Source organism: Streptococcus hyovaginalis DSM 12219, from assembly GCF_000420785.1.
Taxonomy (GTDB): Bacteria; Bacillota; Bacilli; order Lactobacillales; family Streptococcaceae; genus Streptococcus; species Streptococcus hyovaginalis.
Genome location: NZ_ATVP01000026.1, coordinates 1 through 5,015, shown reverse-complemented (window position 1 = coordinate 5,015; position 5,015 = coordinate 1). Strand labels below are relative to the sequence as shown.

Genomic DNA, 5,015 nt, shown 5'->3' with positions numbered 1-5,015 from the left:
GTTGGTTCCGTTGGCTCTGTTGGTTCCGTTGGCTCTGTTGGATCGACTGGATCAACTGGATCGACTGGATCAACTGGATCAACTGGATAAACTGGATCAACTGGATCAAATAGTTGTTTTTCTTTATTACCTACAAAACATGGTGATATCACAAGACTGATTTCATCAATAAGTCCGTTTTCTAATAATTTGTTGGTTAATCCACCGCCACTGTCTATCCGCATGTATTTACACCCATATTGCTCATGCAGGATCTGAAAGGCTTTTTCATAGTCCACATGATCATTTCCTGACACAATATATGGGTAATGCCTTTCCTCCAAATAATTCAAATATTCCTTCGGAGTGGCAGTTGATACCAGAATGACAATTTCCTTCAGATATCCAAGATTTCTTAAGCAATGAAGACTTCTCAAGATACCTCTGCTGTCAGGTATGACTCCTATTGGTCTGGGGTCCTCCGGGCTTGTTATGATTTTCTCAAAATCAGCCTCTGTTTCAGCAGGATATTTTTCAAATGCAGTAAAAACAGTATTGGACCCAAACAGCACCGCATCCGAATGAATTCCCCCGGCAACCTGGTAGTAAACTTCCGGATTATCAAAGCCTTTAATGCGGCCATCAAGGCTAATTTGTGTGTGCATAATTATCTTTGGTTTCATATTTTTCAATCCTCCTTTTTGATAGTAGAATATCATAATACACTGACAGCTGTATGTCAGCAGGGGATATGAAACCTTACAAAAAATACATAACAGACCAATCGCTTTCTCTAAATCAAGTTTAGGCAGTGATTCGTAATTTGTGCCAGGTGTTTACGGGTTATGCATTTTAATTCATCAGGTTGGACTATTTCAATGCCTGATCCATATTCAATCAGCTGCTTGCTCAATATCTCAAAGGAATCTGTCTGGAATTCGATTTCCATTTTACTTCCCAAATCGGTTTCTTCAAGGAAGCCGAGAGAATACCTGTTCTTGATAGAATTGTATGTCTCCCCTTTTTCAGCTCTAAGAATTACATTATATAGTTTTTTATATGAAAGCATTTGTTTTAATATTTGTTCCAAAGAGCCATCATGGCTTTGACAGAGCTCTTCTTCTATGCAAATGCTTTTAATCCGATCCACACGAAAATTCCTATATTCATTTCTTAGCCTGCAAAACCGATTAAGTACCAGTTCTGTTCATAAAACCCCAGTGATATAGGCTCTATCATTCTGCTTTCCGGTTCTTGCCCTCCTGATGCAGGATATTGAATTGATATTACCCTTTTATTGCAGATTGCAGTCTGAATTGCTGCAATAACGTTATCCGCCAATGTATTTTTCTGTCCAGATGTGCTGTACACGTTAATACTGTTCTCCAACTCCTGTGCATAGTTTTTTTCACCATGCTTCAAAATAGATTTGATTTTATACATAGCTGAATCAAAATCCTTTATAAATGATTCATCTCCATGGCAATTTAAAAATTTCCCTGCTGTAATCAATGCACCCACTTCCGCCGCTGTAAACATTACCGGCGGAAGTAGGAAGCCCTCTACAAGAAAATATCCTTTTCCGGCCTCAGATCCAATTGGTATTCCGGCTTCTTCAAGTGTCCGGATATCTCTGTAAACTGTCCTTAAGCTTATATTAAATCGCTGTGCAATTTCTTTGGCAGGAATTATTTTTTTTGATTGCAGCTGAATAAGAATAGAGGTTACTCTGTTAATCCTGTTCAAATTTTATTCCTCCTCTGTGACTTCCATAAAAAGTATATCCTATGCGTTCTTAAGCTAGCTGCTGTTAGTGCTTCTCATTGCACCCTGGTTATAAAAGCCATACTCACAAACCTCTTCACCAAAACTCTTTACATCTCTAATATAGAACTCTATCTAGCGAACTTTTAGAAAAGATATAAAACATCAGAGTATGGACAGTTGCGGATGTACTTCAGAAAAGATTAGATGTCTAAAAAGCTTGTAGTTAAAGCTTTTTAGACATCTAAATCTAGGTACTAAAACAATTCATCCAGTAAAATATAATATTTTATTTTCTCCCAATCAGGCTTGATCCCCAGTAAGTCAAAAAATAGCTCGACATACTGTTCTTCCCCGATATCCTCCCTGATCGACCGGACGCAGAAGGCAATGTCATACCACTTGTCCGCCCTGCCGCTTCTCCCAAGATCAATAAAGCCACTTACTTTGCCATCTTTCACAAAGATGTTGCTGTCTCCCAGGTCGCCGTGGGAAAAGACAAGTTCCTCTTCGGGCTTTTCCGTCTTTAAAAAATCATACAGCTCGCGCGGATCTTTAAATGGAGTGTCTTCTTCCCAGTTTTCGCAATCCACATCGGCCAGATCGTTATTCAGTAAGTAATCCAATTCGGCTAAGCGGCTGTCTAAGCTATTCGTATAGGGACAATCCGATATGTCGATGGAGTGAAAGAGCCTGATGCACTCCGCATACAGCTCGATAATCTTTTCAGGGCTTTGTTCATCTTCATACTCTTCCGAGCAAAGGACGCCATCGGCCTCACTCATGAGCAGATTGCTCCAGCCATCATGCCGTTCAAAGTGCAGGACCTTTGGAACAGGCAGCTTTCCTTCCAGCCATAGCATCATGTCCTTTTCCCGTTCCACATCATAGGTGGTCCCTTTATACCGGCTGTCCGTCATTTTTAAATATAGGTTTTCATTTTCTCCCACCAGCTTATATACCTTAGCAGGAGACATTCCTTCCGTATCTTTTACGCAGCGGTATTTTTCGATCAGTTTTTTCAATTCCGGTGATATTCTCATTTTAGCCATTTATTATTTCCTTCCTCTTTTCTACAGTATTTAAAGATACCCCAAGAAGCTAATTATAACAAGACGAACTCCAATTCACTGTTCCTTGCATTCTAAAACCTTAAATACCAGAAAACAGCTTTTTCAAAGTTGTTTTCAAAGTTGGCGTATAACATAGTATCGACGGAGCCGATTTTGAAACCACAATTATGATAGAATTTACAAGCTATAAGGTTATTGTCCTGGGTTTCAAGCATTAGTCCATGCAAGTTTTTATGCTTTGCCCATTCTATAGATATATTGATAAGCGCGCTGCCTATGCCTTGCCCCCTGAAATCCTTACATACGGCGATATCTTCTATATAAGCGTACCGGTTCCAATTTTTTCGCAGTTTAACTTTTCCGACGCATTTATCGTCTTGGTAGTAAAGATATATTATCTTATCAGTATTGTCAATATATTCAAGGCAATCTGCCTCCTCATCCTCTTCATCCTCTTCGTCTTGGTAGCTTTTTAAATATGGCGCTTCATAGAGTAATTCTGTAAAGGTCCAATTCTCGTTTTCATACCTCGGTATAATCTTACCTATCACCTCAAATGGTTCGCTGGGTTTATCGATATCTTTCAGGTGCCCTGCTTTCATTTCTGTAATCACTGTTCCCGCCTCTCTTCTATATCAGCGGCATATGTGCTATCCAGGCAGCCGGTTTTACCAGTGTATTTTTTATACATGTCCCTGGTATATTTTGTTATATTCCTATCATACTCCGGATAGGCATAATGAAGCCTTTCCGCCACCTCACCGGATACCGCCCTGAACAATTGATGGCATAGAAATAATGCTTCCCATATGTTTTCATAGGAATCCATCCGGTAGGTGGACAAAAGTTTCTCCCACAAATCCTCGGATATATACCTTTCAATAAACTTATAGTTCTTGCCTACACTTAATTTAAAGCCTGTTTCGATGCCGACCTTCCATGATATCATTCTCAGCAGCTCATGGCGAACAATCTGATTAAAATGATCAATAGCAAATAAAATTTCCTTACGGCACAATCCTTTAATAACATAAGGTGTTACATTCCAAAATTCATTGCAGCAATCATCATACTCCCTTGCGCTTGGCTTTCTTACATGATAATCTATATCAGTCGGAACTATGTCCCTTTTAATTCTACAATCTTTATCAATTAGAACCTTTATTAATTTATCGCCCTTTAGGTAATTATCTAACTCTTCCAAGGGCAATAAGGTAAGATCAATTTTATTGTAATCATCAAATAGCATAAGATAGGAAAATCCCTTTTCTTCAGGTGGGAATAATTCCATATCCTCCGGCTTTTGCATCATTATTATATTCCCAAATTGATTAAGCCAGTCATCATTAGATATAAACGGTTCTATATCACTTACAAAATATGTAATATCATAATCCTGAAATTCATCTTTAGGTATATTAATATTTGCGCGTGACCCCTCAAGGGTCACAATTCGAATACGTTCATCCTGTTCTGCTAAAGAAAGTACTAAATCCATCATTTCTTTTTCTGATCTCATTTACATACTCCTCGTTTATTTTTTCTATATTATTACATCTTCTTTTTTGCCGATACAATCAGCATCATTGGGCGTCGCATTTCATCCGCCATCCCCGGAATATCCATCATGTTCTCTGGCGGCTGTGGCTCCACAATCTGATTTATTATAAAACTATTTGAAAGCAGTGTATTTAGATATGTGGTCAGTGTTCTATGATATTTTGTAACCTTTTCTTCCAAAAACATAGCTGTCCGTTTGCCCTCATAATAATAATTGTCCACCGGGAAATGCAGTATTTCTCCTTTTTCGTTATAATACCAGTCTTGTGTTCCATGAGCAGTAAAAACAGGATGTTCAACTGTAAAAACTAAATTGCCACCAGCCTTCAGCATCCTATATATCTTTTTTATTAAATTCTCATAGTCTGCTACATAATGAAACGCAAGCGAACTTAGTATTACATCAAAGCTCTCCTCTGGGAAATCCACATCTTCTATGGCACAGCATTCATATTCAATCTGTGGAAAATGGGTTTTTCCTTTTGCTACTTCGAGCATTTTATGAGAAATATCAACACCTACTACAGAGGAAGCACCGTTTTCCATCGCATATATACAGTGCCATCCATAGCCGCATCCTAAATCAAGCACACGCTTACCCTTAAAATCAGGTAGCATCTTTTTCAAAGTCTCCCATTC

General features: G+C 38.6%; 7 protein-coding genes. All 7 read right to left on the bottom strand.

Annotated features, from left to right (window positions below):
- Positions 1-662 (bottom strand): dihydrofolate reductase family protein (locus G574_RS0110435; protein WP_281167112.1); only part of this gene is annotated, 662 nt, incomplete at its 3' end.
- A gap of 110 nt (positions 663-772) precedes the next feature.
- The gene (locus G574_RS12040) at positions 773-1,129 is read right to left on the bottom strand and encodes a WYL domain-containing protein (protein WP_000374054.1); all 357 of its coding nucleotides are present in this window, start codon (positions 1,127-1,129) and stop codon (positions 773-775) included.
- A 23-nt stretch (positions 1,130-1,152) separates the two neighbouring features.
- Entirely contained in the window at positions 1,153-1,725 is a 573-nt protein-coding gene (locus tag G574_RS12035) for a helix-turn-helix transcriptional regulator (RefSeq protein WP_001079938.1), read from the bottom strand.
- 275 nt (positions 1,726-2,000) lie between these two features.
- Positions 2,001-2,795: an aminoglycoside O-phosphotransferase APH(3')-IIIa gene (gene aph(3')-IIIa, locus G574_RS0110415; protein WP_001096887.1), complete on the bottom strand. Its 795-nt coding sequence runs from the start codon at positions 2,793-2,795 to the stop codon at positions 2,001-2,003.
- Between the two features lie 92 nt (positions 2,796-2,887).
- Complete coding sequence (gene sat4 / locus G574_RS0110410; protein WP_000627290.1) at positions 2,888-3,430, bottom strand: streptothricin N-acetyltransferase Sat4; 543 nt, start codon at positions 3,428-3,430, stop codon at positions 2,888-2,890.
- Entirely contained in the window at positions 3,427-4,335 is a 909-nt protein-coding gene (locus G574_RS0110405; RefSeq protein WP_001255866.1) for an aminoglycoside nucleotidyltransferase ANT(6)-Ia, read from the bottom strand. Before G574_RS0110405 ends, sat4 begins: the two co-directional genes overlap by 4 nt.
- Positions 4,336-4,367: 32 nt before the next feature.
- The coding region (locus tag G574_RS0110400) for a class I SAM-dependent methyltransferase (protein ID WP_002325309.1) at positions 4,368-5,015 on the bottom strand (648 nt) is incomplete at its 5' end.

Excerpts from the sequence above, each read along its gene's own strand:
- G574_RS0110405 (WP_001255866.1), bottom strand. The coding sequence starts at position 4,335 with ATGAGATCAGAAAAAGAAATGATGGATTTAGTACTTTCTTTAGCAGAA.